The organism is Agrococcus sp. UYP10, assembly GCF_040547205.1.
Taxonomy (GTDB): Bacteria; Actinomycetota; Actinomycetes; order Actinomycetales; family Microbacteriaceae; genus Agrococcus; species Agrococcus jenensis.
Map to the genome: position 1 here is coordinate 2097644 of NZ_JBEPPG010000001.1, position 13305 is coordinate 2110948.

The window sequence follows — 13305 nt, forward strand, 5'->3', positions numbered from 1 at the left end:
GCAACGAGCGATCGCCCGGCTACGGTGTTCCCAGCACCGACCCGGGAGCCGCATGCACCTCAAGAGCCTGACCGTCAAGGGCTTCAAGTCGTTCGCGCGCCCGACGACCTTCCAGTTCGAGCCGGGCGTCACGTGCGTCGTCGGCCCGAACGGGTCGGGCAAGTCGAACGTCGTCGACGCCCTCGCCTGGGTGATGGGGGAGCAGGGCGCGAAGACGCTCCGCGGCGGCAAGATGGAGGACGTCATCTTCGCCGGCACCGCGACGACCGGGCCGCTCGGCCGCGCGCACGTCGAGCTGACGATCGACAACGCCGACGGGGCGCTGCCGATCGAGTACGCCGAGGTGCAGATCTCGCGCACGCTCTTCCGCAACGGCGGCTCCGAGTACGCGATCAACGGCGAGTCCTGCCGCCTGCTCGACGTGCAGGAGCTGCTGAGCGACTCGGGGCTCGGCCGCGAGATGCACGTCATCGTCGGCCAGGGCCAGCTCGACAACGTGCTGCAGGCGACCCCGGCGGACCGGCGCGGGTACATCGAGGAGGCCGCGGGCATCCTCAAGCACCGGCGGCGCAAGGAGAAGACGCTCCGCAAGCTCGACGCGATGCAGGCCAACCTCACGCGGCTGCAGGACCTCACGGGCGAGATCCGCCGCCAGCTGAAGCCGCTCGGCCAGCAGGCCGAGATCGCGAAGGAGGCCGCGACCATCCAGGCGACGGTCCGCGACGCTCGCGCACGGCTCATGGCCGACGAGGTCATCGGGCTGCGCCAGCAGCTGGAGTCGGCCGCCCGCTCGGAGTCGGAGCGCAAGTCGGAGCGGATCGTGCTGCAGGAGCAGCTCGAGCAGGCGCGCCTGCGTGCCGGCCGCATCGAGGAGTCGATGGTGGGCGACGACGTCGACCGCGCCCGCACCGTCGCGCACGCGCTCGAGCGCGAGCTCTCGCGCCTGCAGTCGCTCCACGCGCTCGCGGGGCAGCGGCTCGCGCTGCTCGAGGAGGCGCCGGAGGTCGGCGACGCCGCACCGCTCATCACGCCCGACATGGTGCAGGCCGCGCGCGACGAGGCCGCGGCGCTCGGCGCTCGGGTGGCGGATGCCGAGGGCCGCCTCGGCAAGGCCGCGTCGGCGACCGCGCTGGCCCGCGCCGGGCTCGACTCGCTCGACGAGGAGATCGCCGCGCAGGCCGCGCTCGTCTCGCGCCACGACCTCGAGGCTGCCGCCCATCGCTCGAAGGTCGAGGTCGCGCAGTCGACGCTCGCGGCCCGCGAGGCGGAGGTCGCGCGACGCGAGAGCGCACTCGCGAACGCCGAGCAGCGGCTCGCCGACGCGCAGGGCGCCGCCACCGACCTCGGCGACGAGCAGGCCGACGGCGACGCGGAGTCGCTTGCGCAGCGCTACCGCGACGCCGACGACCGGCAGGCTGCCCTCTCGGCCGACCTCGACGAGCGGCGCGAGGCGCTCCACGCGGTCGAGCGCGAGCGCGATGCGCTCGCCGCCCGCACCTCGGCCCTCACCGCGGCGCTCGCGACCGCGAACGCGTCGGCGGGTCTCGTCGACGCGGGCATCCCGGGACTCCGCGGCCTGGTCGCCGAGCGGGTCAAGGTGAAGAAGGGCTTCGAGGCGGCGATCGCGGCGGCGCTCGGCACGCTCGGCGAGGCGGTGCTCGCCGACACGCGCGAGGCCGCCGCGGCGGCCATCGAGCACGCGCACGAGGCCGGCCTCGGCCGCGTCGAGGCGGTCGTCGCGGATGCCACGCCCATGAGGCCCGACGTGCGCCCCGTCGAGGGCGCCGTGCACGCGCCGACGGTCGTGGATGCGCCGGCCGGCGTGCTCGGCGTGCTCGCCTTCACGTTCGTCGTCGACTCGCTGGAGGCGGCGCGGCAGGCGGGGCCGGCGATCGCCGCGCTCGAGCTCGGCGCGCCGGTAACGATCGTCACGAGGCGCGGCGACTACGTCAGCGAGTACCTGCTGCGCGGCGGCAGCGACGACGCGCAGTCGCGGCTCGAGCTGCTCGCCGAGCGAGACGCGGCGACCGAGCGGCTCGATGAGCTCTCGACCGCGATCGAGCGGGAGGCGGGTGCGCTCGAGGACGCGCGCCAGGCGCACCAGCAGGCCAAGCGCGGCGCGCAGGAGGCGCTCGAGGAGCTCCGCGCGCACGACGCGGCGTCGGCGGCGCGCGGCGAGCAGCGCAGCCGGGCTCGGGCCCGGCTCGAGTCGGCGACCGATGAGCACCAGCGGGCGGAGGCCGCGCTCGCCGAGGCGAGGCAGGGCATCCGCGAGGCCGCAGAGGGGGTCGAGGCGGCGCAGCTCGCCCTCGAGCGCTTCCAGGCCAAGCCGCGGCCGATGCTCGACGCCTCCGCGCGCGACGGGATGCTGCAGGAGCTCGAGGCCGCGCGCACGGCTGAGACGGATCTGCGCATCGAGCTCGAGACGGCGCGCGAGCGCGTGCGAGCCGAGCTCGCCCGCGCCGAGTCGCTCGCCCGCGACGTCGAGGCGCAGCGGGCGCGGGCCGAGGAGGCCGCGCGCCGCGCCGTGCTGCGCGAGCGCCAGCGCGAGCAGGCGGCGCGGGTGCTCGCCGCGATCCCGCCGGTGCTCGGCGTCGCCGAGCGATCGGTCGCCGACGCCCGCGGCGTGCTCGCCGAGCGCGAGGCTGCGCGGCGCGACCGCAACGAGGAGCTCGGCAGGCTGCGCCGCGACGAGGCGAGCCTGCGCGAGCGGCTGCAGGTGATCACCGAGCACGTGCACGTCGCCGAGATGGAGGCGTACGAGCAGCGGCTGCACCTGTCGAACCTGCTCGAGCGCGCCGGGAGCGAGCTGGGCCTCGAGGAGGCGGTGCTCGTGGCCGAGCACGCGCCCGAGGAGGGCTGGGACCGCAAGGCTGAGCAGGCCCGGCTGCAGGACGCGGAGCGCAAGCTCGCCCGGCTCGGCCGCGTCAACCCGCTCGCGCTCGAGGAGTTCGCCGCGCTCGAGCAGCGCCACACGTTCCTCACCGAGCAGCTCGCCGACCTCGCGTCGACCCGCAAGGACCTCGAGCAGATCATCGCCGACCTCGACGTGACGATGGAGCAGATCTTCGCGGCGGCATTCGAGGACACGAAGGCGGCCTTCACCGAGGTCTTCCCGATCCTGTTCCCGGGCGGCTCCGGCGCGCTCGCGCTCACCGATCCCGACAACATGCTCGAGACGGGCATCGAGGTGACGGTGCGGCCGGCCGGCAAGAAGATCGACCGCATCTCGCTGCTGTCGGGCGGCGAGCGCTCGCTCGCAGCGGTCGCTCTCATGGTCGCGATCTTCAAGGCCCGGCCGAGCCCGTTCTACATCATGGACGAGGTGGAGGCGGCGCTCGACGACGCCAACCTCGGGCGACTGCTGACCGTCTTCGAGCAGCTGCGTGAGGCGAGCCAGCTCATCATCATCACGCACCAGAAGCGCACGATGGAGATCGCGGATGCCCTCTACGGCGTCTCGATGCGCCAGGACGGCGTCTCGGCGGTCGTCGGTCAGCGCACGGTGCGCGAGCGGGAGCGCGTCGAGGCGTAGCGCCCGCGGGTCGCGACGGCTTCAGTCGACGAACCACGACGTGACGTGGATGACGCCGTCACCGTAGACCCGGTCGAACGCGGCCTGCATCGACCCGTCGTCGTAGACGACATCGACGACGTAGGTGCCGTTCTCGCCTCCGTGCCCCAGCACATCCGGCCGCTCGAGCGTGAGCAGATCCGCCTGCAGCGCCGCGAAGGACGCCTGGTCGAGGTCCCCGGCGGGGATCTCGCGCGCCGGCATCGTGAGCGCCGCGGGGTCCAGCGGCGGCTCGGTCGGCGTGACCGTGAACGCCTCGGCGTCGTAGGTGGTCCGCAGCGCGACGAGGTCGGCCCAGCGCACGCCCGACGCCTCCTCGTGCGCGACGGCCGTCCAGTCCCAGCCGACGATCGCCGGCCCGCCGCACTGCGGCGGGTACGACGTGGCGACGTTGAAGCAGAGCATCGGCGTGCCCGAATCGATGACCGTGCCGACAGCGAGCACCGGCTCGGTCGCGCTCGGCATCGGCAGCTCGCCGAATCGGGTGTCGGCCGTCTCACCGATCTCCGGGTCCGCTGTCGGTGCGGACGATGACGGAGCGGGTGGCACCGTCGCTGTCTCCGAAGACGGGGGTGTCGCAGAGCCGCTGCCGGCCGTCGCCGCGCAGCCCGCCAGGACCAGCAGGGTGGCCGCCCCGACGATGGCGGTGTGCAGCCTGCTCATGGGCTCACCGTAGCGCTGGCACCACGAAGACGACGCCGTCGCCGTAGATGTCGTCGATCGCGGCCTGCACCGAGCCGTTGTCGTACGTGACGTTCAGCACGACCGTGCCGCGCTCGCCCCAGCTGCCGAGCATGTTCGGCCCGGGGATGCTCGTCAGGTCCTCCTGCACGGCCGCGATCGTCGCCTCGTCGAGCTCGCCCTCGGGCGTCTCGACCGCGGGCAGCTGGATGGCGGCGGCGCTCGTCGGCTCGCCCGTCGGCGTGAAGGCCTGCGCCTCCGCGTCGTAGGTGCCCTCGATGGCGACGCCCTGCACCCAGCGCACGCCGCCGGTCTCCTCGTGGTCGAACGCGGCCCAGTCCCACCCGAGCAGCTCCGGGCCGTCGCACTGCGGGGGCGCGGACTCGGCCACGGCACCGACGCAGAGGATCGCGCCGCCGTCCTGCTCGAGCACGGTGCCGATCGCGAGCACGGGCTCGGTCGCGCTCGGTGTCGGCAGGTCGGCGAGCCGTGCCTGCGCGTCGGCGCCCGTACCGACCGGTGCGGCTGGAGCAGCAGGGCTGTAGGTCGCGCCCGGTGACGCAGGGACGTCCGGAGCGCTGCCGGCTGTCGAGGCGCAGCCGGCGAGGGCGAGGGCGAGCGATGCGGCCGCGATGCCGCCGAGCACGATGCTTCTCATGGCATCACGCTAGGTCGGCGCCGCGCGAAGCACATCCCAACGTTCTCCGGCATTCGCACGTCCAGCGCTCCGCGCTCGGGCTAGCGTGACCGCATGCCGGTCATCCTGTCGCCGTTCCACCTCGACGAGCGGCTGCGCGGCGGCTGGCCGCTCGACGCCGCGACCGTGCTCGACCCGTCGCTGCCCGATGCAGCGCCGTGGGAGCGCATGGCGGTCATCGCTCGCGGCATCGCGGATGCGGTCGCCGCGGAGCGTGCGCGCGGTGCGGTGCCGCTCGTGCTCTCGGGCGACTGCGTCGCGGCGCTCGCGGTCGTTGCCGGCGTGCAGCGCGCCGGCGACGACCCGGTCGTCGTCTGGCTCGACGCCCACGGCGACGTGCAGTCGCCGGAGACGAGCGCCTCCGGCTACCTGGGTGGCATGCCCATCCGACAGCTGCTCGGCGGCGCCGACCGGACGGTCCCGGAGGCGCTGGGCCTCCGGCCGCTCGACGAGGGCGACGTGATGCTGCTCGACGGCCGCGACCTGGACCCGCCGGAGGCGGCCTTCCTCGCCGCCTCGCGGGCGCGGCACGAGCCGCTCCACGCGGTGGAGACCGATCGACCGGTCGTGCTCCACGTCGACGTCGACGTCGTGGACGGCGCGGACCTCCCCGGCCTGCTGTTCCCGGTGGGCGGCGGACCGTCGCTCGAGCGGGTCGTGGAGGTCGTCACCGCGATCGTCGACGGGAACGACGTCGCCGCGGTGAGCCTCGCGTGCACGACGGCGGATCGCGCGTCGGCCGGGATGCGGGCGATCGCCGAGGCTGCGCGGGGAGCGCTCGAGCGATCGCGCTGAGCCGTCGGGCTGAGCCGCCGCCTGGCTCGCCGAGCAGCTGCGAGGTCAGCGGGGGAGTCGCCCCTCGTGCAGCACGCCGTCGGGGTCGGCGGCGTCGCGGATCGCGCGCAGCCGCGCCAGGTCGTCGGCGGTCGCGCAGCGCTCGAGCGTGTCGTCCTCGCCGAGGAAGGTCGGCACCATCCGCTCGGAGGAGTGCGGCCGCAGCAGCGCGTCGAGACCGGCGAGGCTCGCCGCGCCCGCCTCGGGCGGTGCGCCGGGGAACATCGGCGCAAGCCCCATCGAGAGCCACGAGGCGCCCGCGAGCGTCGCGAAGCCCGGACGCTGCGGCGCGTCGAGCGCACCGCCCAGCATGCGCATCGTCACGCCGATGAGCGCCGCCTGCTCCGGCCGCGCGCGCCACTCGAGCAGCTCGTCGATCACCGGGTCGGGCAGCCCCTCGAGCGCGATCGAGCTGCCGCGGCTCGGCGACGGGTCCTCGGGCTCCATCGACATCGCGGCCATCGCCGCCTGGGTCGTCGCTCCGAGCTGCTCGCGCACCGGCGTCGCCACGGCGCGCAGGTCGGCGAGCGGTGCGAGGTCCGCCTCCGCGCGCGCGAGCACGTCGACGGTCGTGAAGCTGCGCCCGCGCACCTCCTCGGGCAGCATCGGCGCGTCCGGCATGCGCATCGTCGAGACGAACAGACCGAGCCCCTCGGGCGCGTCTGCCGCCGCATCGCGCACGGCCCGCAGCACCGCGGGTCCGTCGGCGGCCGAGAACACGAGCGAGCCGCCGAAGAGCGTCGGCGCCTCGAGCAGGTCGATCTCGAGCTCCGTGACGATGCCGACCGCGCCGCCGGCGCCGCGCAGCGCCCACATGGTGTCGGGGTCGGATGCGTCGTCGACGCGCTCGTGCGTGCCGTCCGGCCGCACGATCCACGCGGCCCGCAGCGACTGCGCGCCGAGCCCGGCCCAGCGGCTCAGCCACGAGTGGCCGCCGCCCAGCAGGTAGCCGGCGGGGCTCACGACCCGGCTCGTGCCGGAGGGCACGACGAGGCCCGTGCCGTCGAGCGCCGCGATCACCGCGCCCCACTGCACGCCCGCGCCGACGACCGCGGTGCGCGCATCCGCGTCGATCTCGAGCCGGTCGAAGGCGGCGGGACGCGTGAGGATCGCCCCCTCGAGCGCGCTCGAGGCGCCGTGCCCGTTCGGCTGGACGGTGACGGTCGCGCCGCTGTCGCGGGCGAAGGCGAGGATCGCCTGCAGGTCGTCGACGCCTGCGGGGTGGGCGATCGCCGCGGGGCGCTGGTCGACGGCGAGGTTCCAGGGGGAGCGCTCGGCGTCGTAGTGGGGGTCGTCGGGGGTGGTCAGGCGGCCGCGGAGGGTGTCGGCGAGGGAGGTGAGGGCGGCGGGGGCGACGTAACGCTGTTCCGTGGTCACGCGGGCGAACGTACTCCCTGCGACGGACGCCCGCCAGAGTCGCGAGGTGCGAGGATCGACGGGTGACCGACCGCGACGCCCTCTTCGCCGGCCTCCGCCGGTGGCCCGACGTCGAGGATGCGGCGCTGCAGGCGCACGACGCGAGCGACGCGCTCGTCCTCGACCAGGCGGCCGGGGGGATGGCACAGGGCCGGATGCCCGCCGAGGTCGTCGTGATCGGCGACCGGCACGGGGCCCTCACGCTCGGCGCGCTGCACGACGGCGCCGAGCACGTGCGGGTGCACCAGGACTCGATCGTGGGGGAGCGGGCGCTCGACGCGAACGCCGCGGCGGCGGGCATGACCGGCTACGCGCACCACCAGCTCGACGCCTCGCTCGTGGAGGGCGCGCGGCTCGTGCTGCTGCAGCTGCCCAGGTCGCTCGACGAGCTCGACGAGATCGCCGAGCTCGTCGCCACGCACGCCGACGAGCGCGTCGTGCTCGTCGCCGGCGGGCGCGTGAAGCACATGTCGATGAGCATGAACGCGCTGCTCGAGCGCAGCTTCCGCAGCGTGCACGCGTCGCTCGGCTGGCGCAAGTCGCGGGTGCTGCGTGCGCAGGCGCCGCGTCGGCCCGGCATCAGCTGGCCGCGCACGCGCCGGCACGACGTCGCGGGGGAGCCGCTCATCGTCGCGGCCCACGGCGGCGCGTTCGCCGGCACCTCCATCGACATCGGCGCGCAGACGCTGCTCGCGCACCTGCCCGAGATCCTCGACCGCCCGCTCGCAGCGGATGCGCCGCAGGTCGTCGACCTGGCGTGCGGCACCGGCGTGCTCGGCGTCGCGCTCGCGCTCGCGCACCCCGACATCCGGGTGCTCGCGACCGACGCCTCTGCCGCGGCGGTGGCGTCGGCGCGGGCGACGGCCGCCGCGAACGCGGTCGAGGACCGCGTGGTCGTGCGGCAGGCCGACGGCCTCGAGGACGTGCCCGACGGCTCCGTGCCCCTGATCCTGCTGAACCCGCCGTTCCACATCGGCGCGGCCGTGCACACGGGCATCGCGGAGCGGCTCATCGCCGACGCCGGTCGGGCGCTCGCGCCCGGCGGCGAGCTGTGGTGCGTGTGGAACGGCCACCTCGGCTACCGCCCGCTGCTCGACCGGATCGGCGAGACCCGGCAGGTCTCCCGCAACGCGAAGTTCGTCGTCACCGCCACGCGGCGTCGGTGACCGCGCCCGCCCGATGAACGCCCGATCCGCGTCGGCCCGCGAGTTCACCGCGGTCGAGGAGGCGATCGACCGCGCCGCGCACCGGCTGCTCGACGGCCGCGGCCGCTCGCGCTGGCGACGCGGCGTCATCGAGCTCGGCGTCTTCACGCTCAAGCAGGCGTGGGCGAGCGTCTTCGGCGGCCTGCTGCTCGCCTGCATCCTCGCCGCGCGGCTCTGGTGGCCCGACGACGCGGCCGTCGCGCGCAACGACGCGCTCACCGTCGCGGCCGTGCTCATCCAGCTGGCGATGCTGGGCTTCCGGCTCGAGACGCTGCGCGAGCTCTGGGTGGTCGCGCTCTTCCACATCGCGGGCACGGTCATGGAGCTCTTCAAGACCGACGTCGGCTCGTGGGCCTACGAGGCGGAGGGCATCCTGCGCGTCGGCGGCGTGCCGCTGTTCTCGGGCTTCATGTACGCCGCGGTCGGCTCCTACATGGTGCGCACGATGCGCATGTTCGACCTGCGCTTCACGCGCTACCCGCCGCTCTGGGCGACGATCGTGGTGGCGGTCGGCATCTACGCGAACTTCTTCCTCCACCACTTCTGGATCGACCTGCGCTGGGTGCTCGTCGCCGCGATCGTGCTGCTGTGGGGCGCGTGCACCATGCGCTTCCGCGTGCTGCGCACCCACCTGTGGATGCCGATCCTCGCGGCGTTCGCGCTCGTCGCGATCGTCATCTGGGGCGCCGAGAACATCGCGACCTGGGGCGGCGCCTGGGCCTACCCCGACCAGGTCGGCGGCTGGCAGCCGGTGTCGTGGACGAAGATCGTCAGCTGGTTCCTGTTGATGATCCTGTCGGTGGTGCTCGTGACGCTCGTGCACCGTCCGCAGCCGGCCGTGCACGCGCGCGCCGACACGCCGTCACCGCTGCGCGACGGCGTGCACGGCGACTGATCTGATGGCGGCACAGGAACCCGGCCACGTATGAGGTGGCCGGGCTTCGTGCATCCGGGGCTCCATCGCCGGCGCGACGGCCGCTGACGAGGAGGAGGCCCCGCGCGGTATGAGCGTGCGGGGCCTCCGGCCCTCCGAGGAGGGTCACCCTCCGGAGAGGGTCGCATCAGCATGCGCCTCGCACCGACGGAGCGCAAGCCCCGTCGGCGAACCGGCCTCGACCGATGGTCGAGGGTTCGATCAGGCCGGCTCGCTCGCCGCCGCCCAGCAGCGCAGCATGAGCGCGGAGCGGTGGCCTGCGCAGTCGGCGGCGAATGCGGCGAGATCGGCGAGCCCGTCGCCGATGCCGAGCCGCCGGGCGCCCTTCCGCACCGCGACGTCGCCGAGCAGCAGCACATCGGGATCGCCGAGCCGCAGCGAGAGGTAGCCGACGGTCCACGGGCCGATGCCCTTGAGCTCGAGCAGCTGCGCGCGGATCGCCTCGAGGTCGGCAGTGCCGGCGTGGGATGAGCGCTCGAGGGGGATCGCGCCGCTCGCGACCGCCTCGGCCGCCCGCCGCACGGTCGCGGTCTTCGCGGCGGGCCCGCGCAGCACGTCGGCGCCGTCTGCGACCTGCGCCATCGTGGGGAAGCAGCGCTCGATGCCGTCGTCGGCGAGCTCCGGCGGCAACGAGTCGCCGAGCGCGCCGAGCAGCGCGAGCTGCTGCGTCGCCGCGACCACCGAGATCTGCTGCCCGACGATCGCGCGCACGAGCATCTCGTGCGCGTCGGCGCACCCCGGCTGGGCGAGCGCCGGCTGTGCGGCGATGGCGTCGGCGAGCGCCGGCACGCCGTGCCGCTCCGCCGCCCACGTGAGGCGCGCATCCGCATCGGCCCGAGCATCCGTGCCACCGGCTGCCCGGTGCAGGTCGAAGACTCGCGCGAGGTCGGGGTCGGCTGTCGTGGCGACGTCGTCGGCGACGGCCGCGGTCGCTACGCGGGGACCGCGCAGCGACCGCCGGTAGCCATCGGGCCCGACGACCTCGACGCCCGGCACCGCGCGCGGCGCGAGCCACGCGAGGATGCCGGACGCCCCGGTCACGCGTCGGTCAGACGTTGCGGTCGCCGCGCTCGTCGAGCTCGCGCGCGTCGAGGTTCTCGCCCTTCGCGATGCGGCGACGGAGCTCATCGAGCGCATCCGGGTCCATGTCCTCGCGAGCGGCCTCGCGCAGCACGTCCTCGTGGAAGTCGGCGGCGGGCGCCTCGGTGCCCTTCGCGTCGATCACCTGGAGCGTGCCGGTCTCGGAGTGCTCGACCCGCAGCGGGCGGTAGAAGGTCCGGCCGGTCGCGTCGACGATGTGGTAGTGGCCGTCGGCGCCCAGCTCGGCCTCGGACGGGCCGAGGTGGAGCGATGCGTCGCCGGTCTGCTTGGCGTCGATGCGGATCTTGATGAGCGACGCGACGACCGCGACGACCATCGAGACGAGGATGACGAGCAGCGAGTGCCAGGTCTCGATGTGGGGGACCCACTCGATGTGCTGGCCGCCGTTGATGAACGGCAGCTCGTTCTCCTCCATGGCGTGGAAGACGAGCTTGACGCCGATGAAGCCGAGGATCGCCGCGATGCCGTAGTGCAGGTAGACGAGGCGGTCGAGCAGGCCACCGAGCAGGAAGTAGAGCTGGCGGAGACCCATGAGCGCGAAGATGTTGCACGCGAAGACGAGGAACGGATCCGTCGTCACCGAGAAGATCGCGGGGATCGAGTCGATCGCGAACAGCAGGTCGGTCGTGCCGAGCGCGATGATCACCATCAGGAACGGCGTGAAGTAGCGGACGCCCTGCTCGGTGAGCGTGGCCTTGCCGCCGTTCCACGTGTCGGTGAAGTTGACGCGCTTCTTCATCAGGCGGACGACGAGGTTGTCCTTCTCGCCCGAGTCGTCGTCGTGGCCGAACGCCTGCTTGTAGGCGACGTAGACCAGGTAGCCGCCGAAGATGTAGAAGAGCCACGAGAGCTGCTCGACGAGCTGCACGCCGACGACGATGAAGATGCCGCGGAGCACGATGGCGATGAGGATGCCGATCATCAGCACCCGCTGCTGCATCTCCTTCGGCACCGAGAAGCGGCTCAGGATGATGATGAAGACGAACAGGTTGTCGATCGACAGCGAGTACTCGAGCAGCCAGCCGGTGACGAACTCGCCCGCGTGCTGGGCGTCGCCCATCACGAAGAGCACGCCGGCGAAGACGAGCGCGAGCGCGACGTAGACGACGACCCAGCCGGTCGCCTCCTTCATCGACGGCACGTGCGGCCGCTTGATGACGATGAGCAGGTCGAAGATGAGGATGGCGACGAGGATCGCCATCGAGGCGATCTCGAAGATCTGATAGGGAGTCAAGCGACGGCCTTCCGATGGGTGCGCGAACGGGCGCGAACGTCTCTCCCGCGCTTCACGCGCCGCCGCGACCGGGAGCGCAGCATCGGGCTCCGTGATGACGATCGCGGCGAGTCGGGATACTCCCCTTCGCCGGAGCCGAGTCTAGCGGCTGCCCGCCTAGCATGGACGCATGGCAGCGAAGTGGTCTCTCACCGGCGCCCTCCGGGGCATGTTCCAGCGCGAGACGATCACCGAGGAGACCTGGGACGACCTCGAGACGGCACTCATCACGGCCGACTTCGGCCCGGACATCACCGAGCAGCTCGTCGACGCGCTGCGCGCCGACGTCGAGCGGCTCATGGTCGACGACCCGCAGGACCTGCGCCGGATGCTGCGGGAGCGGCTCGAGGAGCGCTTCGCCGAGTACGACCCGACGCTCGCGCTCAAGGAGCGGCCCGCGGTCATCCTCGTGGTCGGCGTCAACGGCGTCGGCAAGACCACGACGATCGGCAAGCTCGCCCGCTTCCTCGTCGTGAACGGCCAGTCGGTCGTCGTCGGCGCCGCCGACACGTTCCGCGCCGCGGCCGTCGAGCAGCTCGCCACCTGGGCGCAGCGCGCGGGCGCAGCGATCCTGCGCCCGGAGCGCGAGGGCCAGGACCCCGCATCCGTCGCCTTCCAGACCGTCGAGGCGGCGAAGGCGCACGGCCACTCGATGTGCATCATCGACACCGCCGGCCGCCTGCACACGAAGGGCGGGCTCATGGACGAGCTCGGCAAGATCAAGCGCGTCATCGAGAAGCAGTCGCCGATCGCGGAGGTGCTGCTCGTGCTCGACGCGACCACCGGCCAGAACGGCGTCAACCAGGCGATGGCGTTCATCGAGCACGCGGGCATCACGGGCCTCGTGGTGACGAAGCTCGACGGCAGCGCCAAGGGCGGGTTCATCCTCGCGGTGCAGGAGCGCACCGGCATCCCGATCAAGCTCATCGGCCAGGGCGAGGGCATCGACGACCTGACGGGGTTCACGCCGCACGTCTTCGTCGAGCAGCTCGTCGGGTAGAGCAGGTCGGTCGTGACGGACGGGCGACTGAGGGCGACGCCCGTTGCGGGGTCCCGAACGCAATTCGCCAATCCCTTCCAGCTCAACGTGTTGCTGCTCGCTGCGGCTCCCCTCCTGATCGTGATGGTCGGTCGTCATGCGCTCGCGGAGCGGGACTGGCTCGTGTGGTCGATGGCCTCGGCGATGCTCCTGAGCGGAACGCTCGCGCTCTTGGCGCTGGGTTGGCGCTGTCGCGTGCTGGTCACGGAGCACGAGGCGATCTTCATCAAGCGTCTCTCGGTCGTTCGCCTCGAGCGCCGCGCGATCGAGCGATTCTCGACCGTGGAGGACTGCGACGCGGCGACGGACGTCGTCTCGCTCAGCCACTTGAACGTGCATCCGGACCTCTGCTCGATCGAAGTGCGCATGGTCGGACGACCACCCCTGCGCTTCAGGTCGAACGCCGGTACCCGACGCTCCGTCGAGGAGACCGTGAAGCGCTTGAACCTGTGGCTCGGAGACGGCGTCGCAGGCGCGACCCAGCCGCTCGCGACTCGGAGCGGACGGCACGAGGCATGACCGGGATGAGCCGCGTTCGCGGACCCGTGCAT

At 73.3% G+C, this 13305-nt stretch carries 11 protein-coding genes; 6 read left to right on the forward strand and 5 right to left on the reverse strand.

Features of this window, described 5'->3' with window-relative positions; genetic code table 11:
* The first annotated feature begins 52 nt into the window (after positions 1–52).
* Complete coding sequence (gene smc / locus ABIB37_RS10315) at positions 53–3535, forward strand: chromosome segregation protein SMC (protein ID WP_354260108.1); 3483 nt, start codon at positions 53–55, stop codon at positions 3533–3535.
* Positions 3536–3556: 21 nt separating this feature from the next.
* On the opposite strand, the gene ABIB37_RS10320 is transcribed toward smc, so the two are convergent.
* Together ABIB37_RS10320 and ABIB37_RS10325 are read right to left on the reverse strand one after the other, a co-directional pair.
* A complete protein-coding gene (locus ABIB37_RS10320) occupies positions 3557–4237 on the reverse strand; it encodes a hypothetical protein (protein WP_354260111.1) in 681 nt (226 codons plus the stop codon).
* A gap of 4 nt (positions 4238–4241) precedes the next feature.
* Entirely contained in the window at positions 4242–4913 is a 672-nt protein-coding gene (locus tag ABIB37_RS10325; protein ID WP_354260114.1) for a hypothetical protein, read from the reverse strand.
* A 93-nt stretch (positions 4914–5006) separates the two neighbouring features.
* Between ABIB37_RS10325 and ABIB37_RS10330 the strand changes: the two genes are divergently transcribed.
* The gene (locus ABIB37_RS10330) at positions 5007–5747 is read left to right on the forward strand and encodes an arginase family protein (RefSeq protein WP_354260117.1); all 741 of its coding nucleotides are present in this window, start codon (positions 5007–5009) and stop codon (positions 5745–5747) included.
* Positions 5748–5792: 45 nt separating this feature from the next.
* Here the strand turns inward: ABIB37_RS10330 and ABIB37_RS10335 are convergent, their stop codons facing one another.
* Positions 5793–7163, reverse strand: coding sequence for an FAD-binding oxidoreductase (locus ABIB37_RS10335; protein ID WP_354260120.1), 1371 nt, complete (start codon positions 7161–7163; stop codon positions 5793–5795).
* 62 nt (positions 7164–7225) lie between these two features.
* Here ABIB37_RS10335 and ABIB37_RS10340 point away from each other — a divergent pair, with 62 nt between their 5' ends.
* Both ABIB37_RS10340 and ABIB37_RS10345 read left to right on the forward strand, forming a co-directional pair.
* Positions 7226–8368 carry a class I SAM-dependent methyltransferase gene (locus ABIB37_RS10340; protein ID WP_354260123.1) on the forward strand — a complete coding sequence of 381 codons (1143 nt, stop codon included), beginning with the start codon at positions 7226–7228 and terminating at the stop codon, positions 8366–8368.
* Between the two features lie 13 nt (positions 8369–8381).
* Positions 8382–9302, forward strand: a complete 921-nt coding sequence (locus ABIB37_RS10345; RefSeq protein WP_354260126.1) for a DUF817 domain-containing protein — start codon at positions 8382–8384, stop codon at positions 9300–9302.
* Positions 9303–9542: 240 nt separating this feature from the next.
* On the opposite strand, the gene ABIB37_RS10350 is transcribed toward ABIB37_RS10345, so the two are convergent.
* Entirely contained in the window at positions 9543–10382 is an 840-nt protein-coding gene (locus tag ABIB37_RS10350; protein ID WP_354260129.1) for a DNA-3-methyladenine glycosylase family protein, read from the reverse strand.
* 7 nt (positions 10383–10389) lie between these two features.
* Positions 10390–11676, reverse strand: a complete 1287-nt coding sequence (locus ABIB37_RS10355) for a TerC family protein (protein ID WP_354260132.1) — start codon at positions 11674–11676, stop codon at positions 10390–10392.
* A gap of 169 nt (positions 11677–11845) precedes the next feature.
* On the opposite strand from ABIB37_RS10355, the gene ftsY reads away from it, so the two are divergent.
* Together ftsY and ABIB37_RS10365 are read left to right on the forward strand one after the other, a co-directional pair.
* Positions 11846–12715, forward strand: coding sequence for a signal recognition particle-docking protein FtsY (gene ftsY, locus ABIB37_RS10360; RefSeq protein ID WP_123698210.1), 870 nt, complete (start codon positions 11846–11848; stop codon positions 12713–12715).
* A gap of 12 nt (positions 12716–12727) precedes the next feature.
* Positions 12728–13273, forward strand: a complete 546-nt coding sequence (locus ABIB37_RS10365) for a hypothetical protein (protein WP_354260135.1) — start codon at positions 12728–12730, stop codon at positions 13271–13273.
* Positions 13274–13305 lie beyond the last annotated feature (32 nt).